This window comes from Wolbachia endosymbiont (group A) of Sturmia bella, from assembly GCF_964030905.1.
GTDB classification, from domain to species: Bacteria; Pseudomonadota; Alphaproteobacteria; order Rickettsiales; family Anaplasmataceae; genus Wolbachia; species Wolbachia pipientis.
Genome location: NZ_OZ034988.1, coordinates 651,068 through 668,299, shown reverse-complemented (window position 1 = coordinate 668,299; position 17,232 = coordinate 651,068). Strand labels below are relative to the sequence as shown.

Sequence of the window (17,232 nt, the reverse complement as noted above, 5' to 3'; positions counted from 1 at the left end):
ATCAGCAATTTCCTACCTGTTTATACTTGCCGGCGTCTTAGAGATATTTTACTAATATAGAGCGAAGTACTCCGGTTTATAGCTGCTTTCTTTTTACATAGTGAAATTTGTCCATTTTCAACTAATACTATAAATTGCATCTTTGTAGTTATGAGATTCAACCACTACTTGCTCTAGCGTTAAACTGCTGCATTTGGCATCTTTACTATGGTTTTCTTCAAGCACTTTTGTCCTTGCTTCCTTTATTTCCTCAATGAACTTTCCATTAACTTTTTCTGGTTCAATTCTTTCCTCACAATATACAAGATTTGTGCAATTTGTTTTTCTGTAGTAATGTACTCCAAGGAATATCACTGATAGTGCAAGTATACTCGAGCCTATAAGTAGTGATAACCCTACGTTATTAATCAAAGCGTTCTGGTAAAACTTCTGTACACTATTAATACCACCTTCTACATACAGTAATAAAGGCAATACTATATTTGCAGCAACCAAACTGCTTAATAATGCTGTAAATAATGGCCTATCTTTGATTACTGATTCTACTTTATTTCTTCTACTAATGACTTTGTCGTCAATATTAATGAAGTTGTTCTTACCCTCCCAAGCGTTAAGTGTAAAATGCGAATGAGTACCATTGCCGTATTCCAGTTTGACTGATTTTATTACTTTATCTTTTGATTGATACTCTCGCACCTGATTCAAAGTTTCATTCGCATTCTTTCTCCCTATTTGACACTCTTCAGTATCTCTAAATTGCTTTATTCCACAAAATATCGGACTAATTGCAACCAATAATGCAACAGCTAGAATTGGTATAGTTACATAGATGACACTGTTTGCAAAAAATGCAATAAATTGTGCTTTATCCTGTAAATATACCAAAGCTGCAGAAACGCTAAGTGCAACAGCAGCTATACCGAAAATTATAAATTCCTTCTGCTGCACTGCATATTTTACTCTTGGCAAAATTCTATTTGTTTTCTTTTCTTTTTTAATTAACGGGGTTTCTTCATTATCACTTTTTTCTGATGAGCTAGTTGAAAGTGTAACTGGACTATCATGATTTAATGACATATTCTCCCATCCTTGATTGCCACAAGACTCACTCATTTCTGTTACTTGAGAATTTGATCTTGTCATCTCTGCACTTCTATTGTCTATTCCACTATCACTTCCTTCCAAACTCTTTTTTAAAAATTTTGTATTCAGATCTACAGGTTCACCAATTGATCCTTTCTTAATTGATGTTTCTTCAGAATTTGACTTTTCCATCTCCGGACTTTGATCGTTTATTTCACCATCTAACCCTCTTTTCGAGAATTTTTTATTTTTGTCTATAGTTGCATACATAGGTTCTCCTATAGCTTCTTGCTCATCACATTTTTCTCCATTTAATTGGAAAGAAGAATGTGGTAGCTTTGGTGGTGCAATATCCTGAATAATACTCAACCGATGATTTTCTGCTGTTCTAGGTGAAGGTGGAGCTACATTTCTAATATTGTCCTTCTCCAACATTCCATTCCTAGGTAACGGCTTTGGTTTATCTCCTAATTCTTTATCCTCTTCCTCTTTTTGCATTTCTTTTGTATTGTCTATTTTGGGGTTGGAAGATGTGTTGGATGCTGCCTCAAACTGATCAAGAGAATACGGACGGTTATATTCTATTCCATTTGCCTCACAAACTGCATTAAATTCGTCCTCTATGTCTTTACCATCATCAAATACTAAAGAAGAACAACTCACTGAAAAATCAGCACCTGCTTCGTCTATTTTTGCTGTAATACTGCTATCGCTACTATTGCTAATCACATTTAAAGAAGCTAGTTTGCATTCAGTGTTCAGGTCAGGTTCTTGCTTCGTACCTTTTTCAAACAATTCAATTCTCTCCTTAACAGATAGTGTAGAATTTGAAACATTATTTTCTACTTCTTCAGAAAACGATGCTTCATTATTTGTTTGCGACGTTACTACTCCAGCTAACGTCTTTTCTTGATTCATTGAGTACACCACATTTAATCCAAAGTTATTTGTTACGCTAAACTCATTAAAATACGGTATATACCAGTAAATTAATATTACAACTACCAAGGCTTACTAAATTTCTGTTTGCGTTATCTTTTCCACTTTTTTCTTACTGTTTTTCTTCTTGAATCTCTGAAAAAGTTTTACCAGTACCGGCTAAAATGGCATCTCTTCCAGTATATATTTGCCAACGTTTTATAGTTACATCTACAAATTTTGAATCTAGCTCTATTGTCCTACAAATTCTTCCTGTTCTCTCGCATGCAATCAGTGTACTTCCAGAGCCGCTAAATGGATCAAGTACGATATCTCCTGATCTACTGCTGTTTACTATTGCTCTCTCCATTAGCTCTACTGGCTTCATTGTTGGGTGCAGTGAGTTATGTATTGGCTTATCATAAAACCACAGATCACTTTGATTTCTACCGCCATGCCACTCACGTTTATTGCCGCTTTTCCATCCATAAAGCATTGCTTCGTATTGTCTTTGATAATCTGATCTTCCTAGCGTAAAGTGATTCTTCGCCCAAATGATAAAAGTTGACCATTTTCCTCCCGCTTCCTCAAATGCTTTTTGCAACGTTGAAAACTCTGATGATGATGCACAGATGTAAATTGCACCTTTAGTATATGCTAAAATATGAGTACAAATATCATAGAGAAAAAGCTCATACTTTTCACCTTGATTATCGTTTAGTATCTTTTTATCTTGACTGCTACCATAATCAACGTTATATGGAGGATCACAAACAGTAATGTCTGCCATTTTATCATCTAACAGCGCTTTATATGATTCAACTACAGAGCTATCACCACAATAGATTCGATGATCACCTAAAATCCAAAGATCACCTGGTTTTGTTATTTCTACCTTTTTGTCATCAACAACTAAGTCAGAAAGATCTTCTTCTTCACCATCTAAATCATCAAGAAAGTTTTGAACTTTTTCTAGCTCAAATCCAGTCATTTTAAGATCAAACTGCAAATCTTCTAATTCTTGAATTTCCACTCTCAAAAGATCATCGTCCCACTTTGCCCAATTAGCTGATTGATTTGCCAGTAACCGAAAAGCTTTAGTTTGTGGTTCATTTAAATTATCACTTAAAACCACTGGAATACTTTCCATACCAAGTTTTCTTGCTGCTTTAAGTCTTAAATGACCATCAACCACAGTACCATCACTTTTTGCAACTATTGGAATACGAAAGCCAAATTCCCGAATAGAAGCACACATTCTGTTGACCACATCGTCATTTTTACGTGGGTTACGCTCATATTCGACCAGATTTTGAGTAGGATAATAGTGGATTGCTAAATTCATATCTTAATAATTAAAAAGTTAATATTCAAAATATCTCTGACGCTAAAGAAGGCCTGGGGTCTGACCCACCAAACCCGCCATTATGGCCGAAAGGACCCACTTTTTATGGATTTTTCATCTTATTAGTATCTTTACTGAAATCCATAACATAGAACATTAATGCTAAAGCATCAGATTCATTATCATCTTTAGGCAAACCCCCTTTTTCCTTTACAGCTTCAATAACTTCACTCTTACTTGCATTACCTTTGCCTGTTATAAAGCGTTTTATAGTTTTAACATTAACACCTTGGTAGGGAATATGATTCTCTTCACACCAAGCAGATAGAACGGCAAGAAAACCACCGTAGCAATGCGCTGCATCAGTTCCTAGATGTCTTCTCACTTCTTCAAAATACACTGCAGTGAACTCATATTTCAAAGAATTAAGCCAATTACGAAAATTTAAGAAGTGCATGCCACCTCCACTGAAACGACTACCATGAAAACTTTTGCTTCCACTTTCAATTACTCCATCTGTCAGAATTGCCCAGCCTGTTTGTTTGCCGAGGTCCAGTGTTAGGGTTGACATTTATATTCAGAATTTGTTTTGCTAGAGTACGTGAAGCCTATATAATATATATTCAGGATTTGAAAAATTTTTGTCCAAAAAATCTTCTTCTTAAGCAAACTTTTTAGAAAAAACTTGGTTAAAAATCAGTAAACAGCCATTGTATAATTATTAGTCAAGATTTTCAGATTTCTATCTTAACTATTTAAATAATTTATTATTCTATTATGGTGTGATTAGTTTCTTATGAACATTTATCCAAATCGTAAATTTTGGGAAGATGATTTAGAAGTCCCTGTTAACCATTTGCTTGACCGTTTTCACAATACAAAAATACGTCAGTCCTGGATAAATTCACTTTCAGGTAGGCAGTTAAATATTATTTTTCAAAATTCCTTTAAAGATAAATTAAATGCTCAACTCTTTGATGATGAAAGTTATGATAATACATCTGTACAATACAAACGTAAAGTGATTGCTAATTATTCCGATTCTCTCGTTACTTACTACTTGATTACCTGTTTTGACCGTGCAAAACTAGAAGTTACTGTCAGTGAAATTGCAAGATCTGCATTAACTACGGAACTCATGAAATCCTACCTTGTAAAAAATAATAATAAATATGATAAAAAGTCTTTGCTGTTTCTACTGTTTCATGCAGATTACAATCTTTTAAAGTCTGTCTATCACTTTGAAAAAATACAAAGAAAGAGTTTCATGTCTTTTGCCTTACAAAAAATACCAAGACGACCAAGTACTCCATTTAAGGACTTTATCTCAGAGGAAATCATACAACAAATACTGAAAGAAGATAACATTAAGAGAAATGACAGTTTCGAGAATCAACTACAAGGTTTCTTCTATCATCAGAATCGTTTATATGTGTTAATACGAAAAGCTAGCGATATAGATTTGTTGTTAAATTCAAACAAAGTTATTCATGGCCATAAGGCAGAGTGGATGATTTTGGATTTTCTACTAAATGGCACTCAGGTAGATCTTGGTGCTAGAAATATTGATCAAGCTATAGAAATAGCAAATAGCATTGCAAGTTGTTACTTTGGCTGCGAATGTATTTTTGTAGATGTGCAGGATAAAAACTTCGCGGAACAGGTGCATAAATTTATAGAAACTTGTATTAATGAATCTGATTCAAATATTCGTGTTTTTGAGTTAAAGTTTCAGTCAAATCGTTTCAATTACAGCTATACTAATATCACTTTGACTGTCGCTCCATATGATCCTATTGCACCGGAATTGCATGTTTTAAAGCCATTTGTAGGAAACATAGTGCCATTTATAGAGTCGATTAAAGTAATATTTCAAGGCAAAAAGATAGGCTTATTTTTCAAGAGAAGTGATGAGTATATAGCAATTTACTACTCTGAACATCCTCTGAATAAAAGGGAAAGAGAGGATTTTAAAGCATACATAAAACAATTTTATGGTCTTACAATCTTGCCAAGAGCAAATCTCTGATCTTCTTAATTCTGGCAGCTCTTGGGTTAATCCAAATCAAAATTACATCAAAGCAGCAAGGTATTTGTCAGATCTTGAATTAATTAAGATGCAAGAGAGGTCTTACATTATCTGCTCTCGTAGACAAGATAAATTAGATTGGCCAAATATAGTTGATCCATACTGTAACAATGAGATTTTCATTGATGAGGACTTTAACGAAGCATGCGATAATATAATTTGTGAAAATTGTAACCGTGATATTTTACCTAATACCTACAAGAAGCAAAGATTTCACCGCTTATCTGTATATTTTAACCCAGAGAAATTTATGAATTGGTTTGAAGGTCAGCTAAGTGATACAAATTTTATGTGGCAAAAAGTGGAAAGTGGAGTTTATCATGTTGGTGGACAAGGTAAGATTGTAAGTTTAATCATACTTGATTTTTGCACCAATCCAACATTCTTAACGATAGATAAGCTTAAAGCTAATCCAACTGTATTAATAATACTGAGAAAAAATCCATCAAACATACCTCTTGATTTGCCCATAGTAAAAATGGTTGACCTTTTCTTTCAGCATCAGACTTTAATTGAAGTATTTCAAGAAGCAGTACAAAGAGGAGTACCAGAGTTAATACCAAATACTTCAATGCAAATTTTGCATACTTCACTTAATCTAATTGAACCTCCTAAAGAGAAGGAATTACTAAAGTTGCAATTGATAGAGGGCTCACTTTACGTAAACAATATAGAGATTCTAAATAAGAAAGCTGTAGCATGTATGAAGGTTTTTCGCATATTATTTGAACAGTTTTTGCATGATTGTAAAAAAGAATTACCTCCTGAAAAACACATGTTGCTTAGCATAACTGAAATAGAAAAACGCCTAAATCTCGATCCAGAAGCAGATCCAGAACATTACATTAGAAAACCAATAAACACAATTCAAAGAACAATAAAAACCACCTTAGCTAAAAAGTTAGGACTAAACATCGAACGTAATGATGTGATTCAAACAGTTGGTTGGCCTGGATCATCACGTAAAGATTATGGCTACCGTATTAACCCTTTTACTTTGGTTATAAAAGCAACTCGTTAAGTTTTAGAGATACTAAATAACCAATTAAGCGCCATAAGTTACGTAAAATATCGACTATACAAATCTGTCTCATACATTAAAAAAATTTCTTTACAACTAAAGTAAAACGTGATAAAATCAACATATGGTCTTTCTTATAAGTTAAGACATGGTGTTAATCGGCTTTTAAGGGCTGTTATAAGCGTTCTTTAGGTCAAGGTGGTATAATTGTACCCTGAAGTTGTAGGATGACTTTAAAACGCAATTACGGGCCATTTGTTTTTTCTGAGCGTTTTCTTTCGTTTCTTTTATCAGATAACTTTGAAAGAGAGCTTTCCATAGCTTATTATTGTAAGTAAAAGAGAAACGAACAGAGTAGTATGTTTTAAAGTCATACTACTATATTATTATATAATAATAGGAGTTATTCTGAAAACTGAGAGTTGAACAAAACCCTCTATATTCCTGAACTTTTTCCCTATTGCTCAGTCTGCAGCTATAAAATTCAACAATCCCTCTAAGTTGTTGAAAATCTCGCATTTCTTTCATCCTTACTAAATTCAGTCTGCATAGACTAAGCAAATTCTGAAGACAAACTGAGCAAATCCGAAGACTGAAATAACTCATATTTTCTATTTTAATTTTATTAATCGCAGATGCTATGATGAACCCAAGTATTCGGATTTTCAACTGGTAAAATGCTACCATTCTCCGTTGATTTATAGTCGGTTGGTAAGACCTTTTCATAAATTGTCACTTCTTTATTCAGTTGGTGATCAAATACCTTACTTTTCTTTTCCATGCCTGCAACACAAAGTACTCCATATCTAGTTCTTGCTCCATTTTTACCTTCTCTGTTAAATTTTATATAGCCTTTTGTAGCTAAAGTATCAATACGTTCACGGATCGAATGTTGACTACCAAGACCTGCTTTATTCTCAAATGCCTGACAGAACGAATTTATTGTATATAGACGTCCCTTCCGTGCTTCATCATAAATTAATTGTAGAATAGTATCATACCTACGCGAACGTTCTGCATCTAACCTTTGGCCATAATCTTTGTTCACAAGTCTTTGCGATTCATAATCAACTACGTACCAGTTATTGTTAATCTTATCAATGTATTTTGATGCAATAGCGTGGCCATTACGTAACTCAAAGATTAGTTGACGTTTACTTTGTTGTTCATCTGGTCTGTGCATAATTATTCCTGTAGTATAAAATCCCCTTAAACTGCTTGCACCGCTAAAACTTTGAAATGGGTCTTCTTCCAATGATTTCTTTTGCATCTTCTTTGTGTGGTGTACTAAAATAACTCCTGCATCTTGATTAGCCAGCTTTCTCAATTTACCAACCCTTTCTTGTAGAAAGAATAACATAGCATTGTTGTCATTTTCACTACTATTCTCGCCGGCATCAAAAATATTGCGTAGTGGATCTATTGCTATTATATCAACTGCATTCGAGCCAAATGAACTTTCTATTTTATCTACAATAATCTCTATACTATCATCATTTAGAAGTAACTCCACTTGTGGTGTAATAACTAAGTTATATCCAGCAATTTCAAGAAGTTCTTCATTTAGTTTAATTTGCTGAAGACGTTCACGCATATAGTGATAGCCAATTTCAGTTTGTAAGTAAAAGATTTTCAAAGGTCTTGTGGGCATCATGTTCAAAAATGGAATTCCTCCTGCCATGTGTAATAACCAAGAAATAAGAAAATCACTTTTTCCAACCTTAGGTGCACCTGCAAACACCAATAGTCCTCCTGGAGTTAAAATTCTTGGAACTATTATGTCTTTCGGCATTGGTGATTTATCGTTTAAATACTTTATTACTGGAATTGCTGAAAGTGAAATGCAACATCCTGCTTTTTGAACTTTCGAGAATTCCTCGGTAGTTGATAGTTTTTTCACATATGGAACTTGAAGAATTAAAGATAAGAATTTTTCAACATTTATACCTTCTTTCACGCAATCAGCAGCGTCCCAACCCTTTGGTTTATCTTTAGGTATTTCCAAAATGCAAAGTTCTTCAACTCCAAGACAAGTAAGTTTCATAGCAGATTTTTCAGCGTATTTCTTACCTGCTTCATCATTATCTGGCCATATAATAATGTGTTTACCTTTAAGTGGAGTCCAATCTGTTTTTTCAATAGGTGCATTTGCTCCAGACATTGCAGTTGTGGCAGTAATACCTTGCTCTATGAGAGCATTTGCACACTTTTCCCCTTCTACAAGAATAATTTTATCGGACTTTAAAATACCTGGAATATTATATAGCGGCCTTATCTCTGGTACACTAAAGGTGGATTTTTTGATATCAAAAGGAAGATATCTCTTTCCACTATCATCATCATAACGATATACTCTAACAATAGCTTGGCCGTTTTCATCGTAATAATCCCAATATGCAGTTGGATTACCTGCAGTTTTGTCAGTTTTGATCTTTTTAAAATGACCAAGCCATTCAGCTATAGAGTCGATTACTTCAGTAAACTCTGTTCTAGTACTTTTTCTATGCACTTCTGCCCAAAGATCAATTATATCTCCACCTTCTTTTGTTGCAAAATCGTGCCATAGTCCAGCTTCACTACCACTTAATTCTACTACTAGACTTTTTCCTTTATCGCCTTGTACATTGCCTACATAAAACTTATCACCACGAAAAGTTCCTCTTGGTAATAGATATGAAAGGCATGATCTGATATTTAACAAAAGCTGAGCTTTAAGCTGTTCTTTTTCTACTAACGATGCATTTTTTCGTGAAGCTGCAGTATTAAAATTGCAATAGATATCCATAAAATCTCCAATATATTTAAAGTTTAGAAATTTGGTTAAGCTGTAGCTATCCAGCGTCCGTTAACCATATTTATGAATTTTGTTGGTATTGGTTTGCCATTTTTAAGTTCGTACATCAATTGCAGAGTATTCCTTTCTGGCCTAAATATCATTACTCCAGATGTATATAAACTTCTTAAAACATTAGCACCACTCAATGCTTGAAATGGATTCTTTTTTAACGTGGTTGTTGACACTTTTTTGGTGTAATGTGTAACTATTACTCCAGCCATAGGATTAGTGATAGAGCGTAGTTCATCAATACTATTTTGCAGAAAAGAGATCATACTCCTATAATCAAAAAGAGAGTCTATCACTATAAGATCAACTGTTTTTACATCAAGATTTTCCAACATAATTTCTTTTATTTTTTCCACATTCAAAGTTAACTGTACTTTTTTAGTAATAACTAAGTTTTCTGTTCCTTCATCAAGAATTTTCTTGCTGATTCTTAGCTTCTGTAAGCGCTCTCTTATGTAATCATATTCCATTTCATCCTGTAGATAGAATATCTTAAGTGGCCTTGCAGGCTTCATACCAAGAAATGATACTCCAGCAGCTAAATGTACCAACATGGAAAGTAGAAAATTACTCTTTCCTATTTTAGGAGTTCCACCTATAACCAAAAGACCGCCTGGAGTTAGAATTCTTGGGCCTATTATATCTTTTGGCATTGGTGATTTATCATTCAAGTAATGCCTTGCTGAAAACGATGTAATTTTATGTTCTGTTGTGTTTTCTTTAGTATTTAACCACCTCTTAGCGGAATTTATATCACCTTTAACTAAAGTCCAAAGATCAATAATATCACCACTAATTCCTTTAGTAAAATTACGCCAATTTCCAGCTTCTTTACCCACTATTTTAACCGTAATCATATCCCCGTCACAGTTGCCAACATAAGTCCTCTCTCGATAAAAATTACCGTTTGGAATTAGGTAAGGTACACACTTCTTAATATTATCAATCAATAATCCTTTTATTTCCTTTCTCTGCATAAAACCCCCATACATACTTTTCATACGTTTAGAGCTGAGATTAGCTAGCTCACAAACAGTTTCAAAAGACTCTGAATCAAACCATTTAATTGCTTCTTTCTTTAGCTCTACTGCTGCATCTTTGATAGCTCTCTCAATTACAGCAATCCAGAGCTTCTCTTCGTCGTACTTCAAAATGGCACCCAATCAACTTCAGGTTGCTCTGGGATAATAACCGTAGCAATCTTGTTTTTTTCTCCATATCGATCAGCTTCAATACCAACTTTTGCAGTAAACTCTAACCCGTTAAAATCAGCTATAGAGTTGATTTTTCTAGCAATAACTGCTTTCTCTGAAGTGTCATGTGCATGAATATTTCGTGCTGACTCTAAAATACTTCTAAGCATAGAACGTCCAGATTCTCCCCAAGTATCTTCTCCTTCAACGCTTGCTTTGCCACTTTTAATACCAATTACTTGAAAAATCTTGCGTTTTGCATATGGACCTTCAGTGACAGTAAATTCAACGTTTAAATAGATGCTGCCAGTAGTGTAGCTTTTAGTGAACCAATTTTCATAACCTCCTGGTTTAATTGCCATTTTTACCTTGACTATTGTACCTTTTGGTATTAAATTACTTTGTAATTTTGCAGTATTAAAATCAGTTAAAAAATCTGATAACATATTGTCTCCTATAAATTAAGTGAAAAAAAGGAATCAACTCCATTGGTCTGCAAGCTTCCAACGACCATCTATCTTATCAACAAGCTTACTTGCTACACGTTCACCATTACGAAGCTCAAATACTATTTGACGGACAGTGCTTTCCTCATCATGAGCAAACATCACCATGCCAGTGCTATAAAATCCACGTAAAGATCCAGCACCGCTTAGGCCTTGAAATGGATCTTCTTCCAGCATCTTTTTCGATAATTTTTTTGTGTGGTGAGTGAGTATTATGCCCGAATCTGGATTGATAACATTTCTCAGTCTTTCAAGCGTTTTTTGCAAAAAGAATAGCATAGCGCTATTGTCATTTTCATTGCCATATTCACTTGAGTTGAAGATGTTGCGAAGAGGATCGATTGCAATAATATCAGGTTTAAAACGCTCTTTAATAACATTTTTAATTTCATCTATTTCTTCACTGCTGAAAGATAATTGTACTCTTGGTGTAATGATTAAGTTATTGGCAGCTATATTCAAAAGTTCGTTATCCAGTTGAAGTTGTTGCAAACGTTCTTTCATATATTCATATTCAATTTCAGTTTGCAGATAGAAAATTTTCATAGGTTTGCTTGGAGTCATACCCAAAAATGAAACTCCAGCAGCCATGTAAACAAGCCAAGAGATCAAAAAGTCGCTTTTGCCAATCTTAGGTGGGCCACCCAGTACTAATAGACCTCTTTTAGTTAGAATCCTTGGTGCGATTATATCTTCTGGTATTGGTGATTGATCATCTAAGTATTCTTTCACACTGAAAAAGGGAATTTTTTGACCGATATTGAAAAAGCTTTGTTCCATAATAACTATTCTCCAATTTTTAATTAAGCAATAGGCGCAAAAGTTTTGGCTTTAATTTTCGCAAGTAATTTACCCAGATGCGGTTCTTCAACCATATCAAGGCAGCCACTTCGATCTTTAGCAGGGTATCCCCAAGTATTAATAGTCTGACAGACAAATGAACGTTTCTCCGTGCCATCATCTTTCTTGATTCCAACCATACTGATTACTTCGTCAACTATCCCTGGAATCTCACTAGCAGTTTTAGCCCCTTCACATTGAGGTAGCCATGTTGAACGATTACAGTCATCGAGATATTGACCTAGTGTGCCAACTATGATGATGTCTTTATCTCTGATGTGTTGAAACTGATTGAGCCATGCCATCATCTCTTGAGCAAGCAACCCATAAGCAGCTCTTTTATCTTCTTTTCCTGATCTATCTGAAAAAGCTTCAGGTTGCATCCTTGCCCATAATAGACATAAACGTGAAGCAACGGTTATACTATCCACAAAGATGCATCGGTATTTAGACACTTCAGAAAGAAGATCTTTGTGCTTGCTACAGACATGCTCATAGTGTTTTTGACTATACGCCTGATCAGATTTTAGTGCAGGGTTCGGACCACCAATTAGGCAGGCAATATCCCGAGCTTGATTCCAAGTACGAACACTAATTGAATCTCCCTGCCAATCTTGAACAGCAAGCAGACCTGCTTCAAAGTCAAGACATAGTGTTGGTTCACTTATAGTCTTTAAGAGGCTGGTTTTACCAATACCGTAAGGACCAAAAATTACTACTTTTATGCCTGTAGTTGTTTTCAATCTTTCATTATTGTTTAAAATTTTAAAAGTCATTTATTCACCTCAATGGTATATGTTATATATTCAGGAAAGGTAGAATTTATGTTCAATTTTTCTTTTTGCCCTTGTAGTAGATGGAAGAGAGTTTTATACGTATTTTTCTTACCATAGTATTTAAAGTAGTTCTTGATATGTTATTCATCTTAGCAACTTCATATAAGTTAAAGTACTTGAGTTGTTCGCATATCTTTTGCATCTTTCTTGGTAGTGTTGAAATCATGTAATCTACATCAGTACGTTTTGCTACTTCATCTTCAAAAGCTTCTGTTTTCTCAATATTGACGTAGTTATTAATATTGCGTTTAATACATAGTTGTTTCTCCAATAAGTTATTGGCACGACGTTCAGTTAATCTTGCTACAAAAGTGTTAAAGCTACCTTTACTTTCGTCATATCTATCAAGATAAGTCCAAATTTCACAGAAAAGTTCTTGCTCAAGATCTTCATGAGTTTCATGAGCAAAGCATTCAAAAAGTTTTAATCTCTTAGCTTGATACCGTATATTTTGAACAACTATGGCAGTTTTTAGTTTCATAACTTTTCCCTAAAACAATTAATGCTTTAAGGATGAGAACTTATAGGTGCACTTTGTAGGACAGGAGCAAAAATAAATAATACAGATGCAATTTTTAACCTATTGATATTCTATTGTTTTTTTTCGAGAATAATACAGTTCGATTTTTAAATAATACTGCAACAAAAAATTAGGCAAAAATTCATTTTTTTTGGACAAAAATTTTCCAAATCCTGAATATATATTATATAAGCCTTTCAAACTCATCACAGGTGTCAATTCTTACACAATCAGGAAGAGCAGCAATAGCAGCAAGTATAAAAGAGCAGTCTATCCACCTTGCTTGGGGAACAGGTGATACGAGCTGGGAAAGTAGCCATCAGGTCGAAAAAGTTTTTATTGAGGGTGAAATAGCTCTAGATCACCACACTATTAAAGATGTAAGGGTTTTTACAGGACAAACAGTGTATCAGTCAAGTGTTGACTATACAGTTGATAGCAGTACTGGTGTAATAAAACTTACGGAAAATAGCTCTATCACGGCAAATAGTGCAGTTACTGTAGAATATACTCAAAGCACACCACCTGAATCTATAAATTCTATAAAGCTCTTGAATGAACTTGGCAGACGTACTGCAGATGAGGTTCTCTTCTGCACGGGTGATGAGAATGGAGAACTTGTAACTCCTTCTGGAAGGTTTAGACCCTCAAATGTACCAACCAATAATCTTTTTCTCAAATTCACTTTCGATTTCACGGACGCAGCAAATCAAGTTATACGGGAATTAGGGGTTATGGTTGGTACTAAAGTAAAAAAAGAATTGCCTGAAGGACAGAGATATTTTGAACCAAAAGAAGTGGAAAATCCTGGAATTTTGTTAGTTTTAGAACACACCGTACCACTTATCAGAACATCTGCAACTCGGGAAACTTTTTCATTTGTTGTAACTTTTTGAAACAAAATGACCTTAAATAGTTATTATAACCGCTTTAATCCTGACAAAGAATACGAAAAAAGCTTATTTCTTGCTGGAAGAGGTTTGCAATCTGCAGAATTAAACGAGACTCAGGAGTATGCTCTCTCTAAGCTTAAAGGCATAGGCGATGCAATATTTCGTGATGGTGATGTTATAATAGGAAGCAATTGTATTATAGATAGAGAAACTGGTAAAGTTACGCTTGAATCAGGAAAAATCTATCTTCGTGGAGCGGTTAGAAAAGTCGAAAAAGAAGAGTTTGTTATTCCACTGAGTACCACAGTGCGTATAGGTGTTTATTACGTAGAATCTACCATTACAGAACTTGAGGATGAAAATCTTCGTGATCCTGCTGTTGGTACAAGAAATTATCAGGAAGTAGGAGCAGCAAGACTTAAAGTTTCTACCATTTGGGGTTATCAATCTGAAGGTGTTTCTTCCCCTTTTTCTGTAAATGGAGAATTTTATCCAATTTATAACATTGAAAATGGAGTATTAATAGAACATTCACCGCCACCACAAGCAAATATAGTAACTACTGCTCTTGCTCGTTATGACAAAGAAGCCAATGGTTCCTATGTCGTAAATGGTCTTGAAGTAATGTTCCTGCAAAAGGAAGAGGGAGAAGGAGGAAAAAAAATATTTGTGATTAATGAGGGTAAGGCTCATGTTGATGGTTACGAGATTGAACTTCCTCACAGTATTCGCATTTCTTTTGATGAAGATCCAGACATAAAAGCAGTTGAATCAGAACCACATACTTTTCAGCCAAATAGCCAAAGAGTAATGGAACTGAAGGTTAATGATTTTCCAATAAGTGAAATTAAAAAAGTAGATATAACTGTTCAAAAAACCATTACTGTTACTCACGGTTCATATTCTGGAGCTATTGATCCGATACCTGACTCTGCAGTACTTGAAATTATTCAAATTAAACAAGGCAATGTTATTTATGAAAATAGTATAGATTACGAACTAAACGCAGGAAACGTTGATTGGTCATTACCTGGTAAAGAACCAGCTCCTGGAAGTAGTTACCTGATAACCTATCGCTGCCGCACTCATATAAGCCCTGAAGATATAAGCGAAGAGGGATGTAAAGTAAAAGGAGCAGTTGATAACAGCTTGGTTCTGGTTGATTACACCTGGAAAATGCCACGCTATGATTTAATTACTATCGATAGCAAAGGAGCAGTAAGGAGAATAAAAGGTATAGCTCACCCTTGGCGACCATCGATGCCTAAAGCACCTAGCGGACAACTTTTGCTCTGCTACATTCATCAGACATGGAAAAACGGAGAAAAAGAAGGGGTAAAAATAGTGAATAATGCTATTCATGCTGTACCGATGAATGAGCTTGAAGCAATGAAAAAAGGAATAAATGATCTTTATGCTCTTGTTGCACAGGAACGTCTACGCAGTGATGCAAATTCAAGAGAACCTACCACCAAAAAAGGAGTATTTGTTGATTCATTCTTTGATGATGATATGCGCGATCAAGGAATTTCGCAGTCTGCAGCAATAGTAAATAGAGAGCTAGTTCTGCCAATAGATGTAGAAGTTGCAGATATTGAAAAAGGTGGGGAAAGATATCTTTTGCCATATGAACTTGAACCGGTACTGGAGCAGCTTTTACAGACCAAAGGAGAAAAGATCAATCCATATCAAGCTTTTGATCCAGTCCCGGCACAAATTACTCTAAATAAAAATATTGATCACTGGACGGAGGTAAAAACAAATTGGAAAAGTCCAGTAACCAGAGTATTTAATGTTAAAGAAACGACAGAGCTGCTGTCAAGTACTTCATATGAAACTGAATTTATGCGAGAAGCAGTACAGAATTTTGAGATCGAAGGTTTTGAGCCAAATGAAAAACTTAAAGAAGTAAAATTTGATGGCATTTCTATTATACCTATGGCATAGAGGAAAAAAAAGTGGAAGCGAACAACCAGGGAAAATTAAAGGGAAAGGTGAAAGTGCCAGCAAACATTCCAGCAGGTACTAAATTAGTACAGTTTTACGGTGATAAAGGCAGTTATGGAGAAGCAACTTATACTGGTAAAAAAACAATTACCATAGAGGAAAGAAGAAGAGTTATCGCAGCAAGAAGAGTTGATCCTTTAGCGCAAACATTTACGCTAAATGAAAGTAGGCACATAGGAGGCGTGGAACTATGGTTTGTAAATAAAGGCAAAAAACGTGTTGTTGTGCAGATTAGAGAAACAGCAGTGGGAGTGCCCTCGCAAACTGTCATTGCTGAAAGCTATATTGAGCCAAAAGATATAAAGATAGATGGCACAGCAACACGTATAGAGTGGTCACCAGTGTTTTGCCATGCAGGAGAGGAGTATGCAATAGTACTGCTTACTGATGATCCTGGTACTGCAGTAAAGATAGCAGAACTTGGCAAATATGATGCAGTAAATAGCCGTTGGGTAACAAGTCAGCCATATCAAGTAGGAGTATTACTTTCATCTAGCAACGCAAGTACTTGGACTCCACATCAGAACTTAGACTTAACGTTTCGGCTTTTGGCTGCAAAATTTAGCGAAGTTTCTCACATTATTGATCTTGGCAAGGTTACTGCAAATAACGTATCAGATTTAATTGTTTTGACGAACGTCGAAAAAGTAGCATTTGATACCAATGTAGAATTTATCTTAACAGATGAAGAGGGAAGAGAAAACTTTTTGTCTGATAATTTGCCGCTTGCACTGCGTGAAAGAATAAATGGGGAATTAACGGTAAAAGCAAGCCTAAAAGGAGGGCGAGAGAAAAGTCCAGTGCTATATCCAGGGTTACAGCTAGTTCTAGGTAATCTTTTAGAGTCTGGAGATTATGTTACAAGAAGTATTACAGCAGGAGCTAACACTAAGATTACCATAACATATGATGCGCTAATACCTGGCACTGCAGATGTTAAAGCATATGTACAAAAAAACGTGGATTGGCAATTAGTAAATTTAACATCAGGAAAACCAATTGGAGAAAATTTGGTAGAGAGAACTCATGTGCTATCAAATTTTAATGGTAATGATACAAGGATAAAATTGGTTTTAAGTGGAACAGTTGTTTATCGCCCTAAAGTCAAAAATCTACGAATCATTATCACTTAGCAG

General features: G+C 34.9%; 14 protein-coding genes. 5 read left to right on the top strand and 9 right to left on the bottom strand.

Going from position 1 to position 17,232, the window contains the following annotated elements; genetic code table 11:
* Positions 1-117 precede the first annotated feature (117 nt).
* The 3 genes from ACQH3L_RS03090 to ACQH3L_RS03080 form a co-directional block, all read right to left on the bottom strand.
* Positions 118-2,001 (bottom strand): hypothetical protein, encoded by a 1,884-nt coding sequence (locus ACQH3L_RS03090; protein WP_425384987.1) that lies wholly within the window; start codon positions 1,999-2,001, stop codon positions 118-120.
* Positions 2,002-2,134: 133 nt separating this feature from the next.
* Entirely contained in the window at positions 2,135-3,346 is a 1,212-nt protein-coding gene (locus ACQH3L_RS03085; RefSeq protein ID WP_425384986.1) for a DNA modification methylase, read from the bottom strand.
* 103 nt (positions 3,347-3,449) lie between these two features.
* Positions 3,450-3,917, bottom strand: coding sequence for a crossover junction endodeoxyribonuclease RuvC (locus tag ACQH3L_RS03080; RefSeq protein WP_425384985.1), 468 nt, complete (start codon positions 3,915-3,917; stop codon positions 3,450-3,452).
* 225 nt (positions 3,918-4,142) lie between these two features.
* Between ACQH3L_RS03080 and ACQH3L_RS03075 the strand changes: the two genes are divergently transcribed.
* Together ACQH3L_RS03075 and ACQH3L_RS03070 are read left to right on the top strand one after the other, a co-directional pair.
* Entirely contained in the window at positions 4,143-5,375 is a 1,233-nt protein-coding gene (locus ACQH3L_RS03075) for a hypothetical protein (protein ID WP_425384697.1), read from the top strand.
* Positions 5,341-6,456: a hypothetical protein gene (locus ACQH3L_RS03070; protein WP_425384984.1), complete on the top strand. Its 1,116-nt coding sequence runs from the start codon at positions 5,341-5,343 to the stop codon at positions 6,454-6,456. The genes ACQH3L_RS03075 and ACQH3L_RS03070 overlap by 35 nt, the downstream gene beginning before the upstream one ends.
* A 625-nt stretch (positions 6,457-7,081) precedes the next feature.
* Here ACQH3L_RS03070 and ACQH3L_RS03065 read toward each other — a convergent pair.
* Genes ACQH3L_RS03065 through ACQH3L_RS03040 form a run of 6 tightly spaced genes read right to left on the bottom strand, consistent with a single transcriptional unit; the run spans position 7,082 to position 13,157 of the window.
* On the bottom strand, positions 7,082-9,241 hold the full coding sequence (locus ACQH3L_RS03065) for an AAA family ATPase (RefSeq protein ID WP_425384983.1): 2,160 nt from the start codon (positions 9,239-9,241) through the stop codon (positions 7,082-7,084).
* Between the two features lie 35 nt (positions 9,242-9,276).
* The gene (locus ACQH3L_RS03060) at positions 9,277-10,452 is read right to left on the bottom strand and encodes a helicase RepA family protein (protein ID WP_264707735.1); all 1,176 of its coding nucleotides are present in this window, start codon (positions 10,450-10,452) and stop codon (positions 9,277-9,279) included.
* Positions 10,449-10,940, bottom strand: a complete 492-nt coding sequence (locus ACQH3L_RS03055; RefSeq protein WP_264687470.1) for a hypothetical protein — start codon at positions 10,938-10,940, stop codon at positions 10,449-10,451. The genes ACQH3L_RS03060 and ACQH3L_RS03055 overlap by 4 nt, the downstream gene beginning before the upstream one ends.
* A gap of 33 nt (positions 10,941-10,973) precedes the next feature.
* On the bottom strand, positions 10,974-11,780 hold the full coding sequence (locus ACQH3L_RS03050; RefSeq protein WP_425384982.1) for an AAA family ATPase: 807 nt from the start codon (positions 11,778-11,780) through the stop codon (positions 10,974-10,976).
* A gap of 23 nt (positions 11,781-11,803) precedes the next feature.
* A complete protein-coding gene (locus tag ACQH3L_RS03045; RefSeq protein WP_264707821.1) occupies positions 11,804-12,616 on the bottom strand; it encodes an ATP-binding protein in 813 nt (270 codons plus the stop codon).
* A 52-nt stretch (positions 12,617-12,668) separates the two neighbouring features.
* A complete protein-coding gene (locus tag ACQH3L_RS03040; protein WP_264707737.1) occupies positions 12,669-13,157 on the bottom strand; it encodes a sigma-70 family RNA polymerase sigma factor in 489 nt (162 codons plus the stop codon).
* A 251-nt stretch (positions 13,158-13,408) separates the two neighbouring features.
* On the opposite strand from ACQH3L_RS03040, the gene ACQH3L_RS03035 reads away from it, so the two are divergent.
* The 3 genes from ACQH3L_RS03035 to ACQH3L_RS03025 are packed head-to-tail and all read left to right on the top strand — an operon-like array spanning position 13,409 to position 17,229.
* Positions 13,409-14,092: a hypothetical protein gene (locus ACQH3L_RS03035; protein WP_425384694.1), complete on the top strand. Its 684-nt coding sequence runs from the start codon at positions 13,409-13,411 to the stop codon at positions 14,090-14,092.
* A gap of 6 nt (positions 14,093-14,098) precedes the next feature.
* Positions 14,099-16,036, top strand: a complete 1,938-nt coding sequence (locus ACQH3L_RS03030; RefSeq protein WP_425384693.1) for a DUF4815 domain-containing protein — start codon at positions 14,099-14,101, stop codon at positions 16,034-16,036.
* Between the two features lie 11 nt (positions 16,037-16,047).
* Entirely contained in the window at positions 16,048-17,229 is a 1,182-nt protein-coding gene (locus ACQH3L_RS03025; protein ID WP_425384692.1) for a hypothetical protein, read from the top strand.
* The last annotated feature ends 3 nt before the right edge of the window (positions 17,230-17,232 follow it).